This is a genomic window from Microbacterium sp. Leaf351 (assembly GCF_001423825.1).
Lineage (GTDB): Bacteria > Actinomycetota > Actinomycetes > Actinomycetales > Microbacteriaceae > Microbacterium > Microbacterium ginsengisoli.
Genome location: NZ_LMPK01000034.1, coordinates 152783 through 154363 on the forward strand (window position 1 = coordinate 152783; position 1581 = coordinate 154363).

General features: G+C 71.0%; 2 protein-coding genes and 1 pseudogene. 2 read left to right on the top strand and 1 reads right to left on the bottom strand.

All coding sequences use genetic code 11. From position 1 onward, the window contains the following. A pseudogene (locus ASG00_RS18155) lies at nt 1–247 on the top strand (1-acyl-sn-glycerol-3-phosphate acyltransferase); the annotation flags it as partial. Nucleotides 248–281: 34 nt separating this feature from the next. Here ASG00_RS18155 and ASG00_RS10855 read toward each other — a convergent pair. After that, nucleotides 282–752 (bottom strand): OsmC family protein, encoded by a 471-nt coding sequence (locus ASG00_RS10855; protein ID WP_056209471.1) that lies wholly within the window; start codon nt 750–752, stop codon nt 282–284. Between the two features lie 72 nt (nt 753–824). Between ASG00_RS10855 and ASG00_RS10860 the strand changes: the two genes are divergently transcribed. After that, the coding region (locus ASG00_RS10860) for an asparaginase (RefSeq protein ID WP_235559500.1) at nt 825–1581 on the top strand (757 nt) is incomplete at its 3' end.

Here is a 1581-nt window from a genome sequence, read left to right on the forward strand (position 1 = left end):
CGCCATGCCCGTGGGCGCGAAGGTGCCCAAGCTTCGTCCGCGCATGGTCGTGCGTTTCGGTGAACCCCTCGAGCTGCGCCACCTGGGCCCGGCGTCGTCGGGCCGCGCCCGACGACAGGCGACGGACGCGATCATGGCCGCGATCCACGCCCTGTCCGAGCAGGAACTCGCGGGAATCTACAACGAGCCGCCGGCTCCGACCGCGATCGAGCGCATCAAGCAGGCGCTCCCCCACGAGCGCCGCTGAACTGGCGCCGACGAGGGCGGACCACCCGTGACGCTCAGCCGACGGTGACGGATGCCTCGTGCCGCACCGGGAAGGCGACGGAGTTGGCGATGAAGCACCATTCGTTCGCCTGCGCGTGCGCGGCTTCCGCGGCGGCCACCATCGACGCGTCCGCGACGGTCACCCGGGGGCGCAGCACCACGTCGACGAAGGCTCCACCGCCCCGTCCGTCCTCCCGCATCACCCCGTGAGCGTCGTCCTCGTACGAGGTGACGACGACGCCGACGGTGACGCAGGCGTGAAGGTAGGACAGCAGGTGACACTCCGACAGCGCCGCGAGGAGAAGATCTTCGGGGTTCCATCGTGTCGGATCTCCGCGGAAGGGCTTGTCGGAGGACGCAGCGAGGTCCGGCTTGCCGTCGATCGCCAACGTGACCGCGCGATCGTAGTCGCGGTAGCCGGTGGTTCCCGCTCCCCGGTTGCCATCCCAGGTGGCACGGACGCGATAGGTGTGCTCGCCGATCATGCGCCCAGTCTCGCACCGGCCGGACGCACACGAGGCGGTGGGGGCGGAGAGGCCCGACGATAGGCTGGGGGGATGCCCGAGACCTTCCGCATCGCCGATGCCGCCGAGCTCGCCGTCGTCGAGCGCAACGGCTTCGTGGAGTCCCGCCATGCGGGAAGCGCCGTCGTGCTCGCCGCCGACGGCGCCGAGGTGCTGCGGCTCGGCGACCCTGCGGCGCCCATCCTTCCTCGATCGTCGCTGAAGCCGCTGCAGGCGGTGGCAGCGCTCACCGCCGGGGCAGAGCTCGACGATGTACAGCGGGGCCTGGCGACGGCGAGCCACACGGGCACCGACCGGCACGCTGATGTCGTGCGCGGCATCCTGCAGTCGGTGGAGCTCACGGAGGACGCGCTGCAATGCCCGGCGGCCTGGCCGAACGATGTCGAGACCCGGGATGCGCTGGTGCGTGATCATTCCCCGAAGACGCGGGTGCGCATGGAGTGCTCGGGCAAGCACGCGGCGATGCTCGCCGCATGCCGCGCGAGCGGTTGGGACGTCGACGGCTACCTGGAGATCGACCATCCCTTTCAGGTGCATGTGCGCGAAACGGTCGAGCGCCTGTCAGGCGAGCGGCCCGCGGTCACTGCGATCGACGGGTGCGGAGCGCCCGTGCACGCGGTGAGCCTCATCGGGCTCGCCCGTGGCATCCATCGTCTCGCGACGGCGTCGGAGCGATCTCCGTTCGCGATGCACCGTCTGGGTGCGCAGCTGGTGCGCGCGGTGCGGGAGAACCCGTGGACCATCGCGGGGCCGGGTACGGCCGACACGACCCTCATCACGTCGCTCGGGG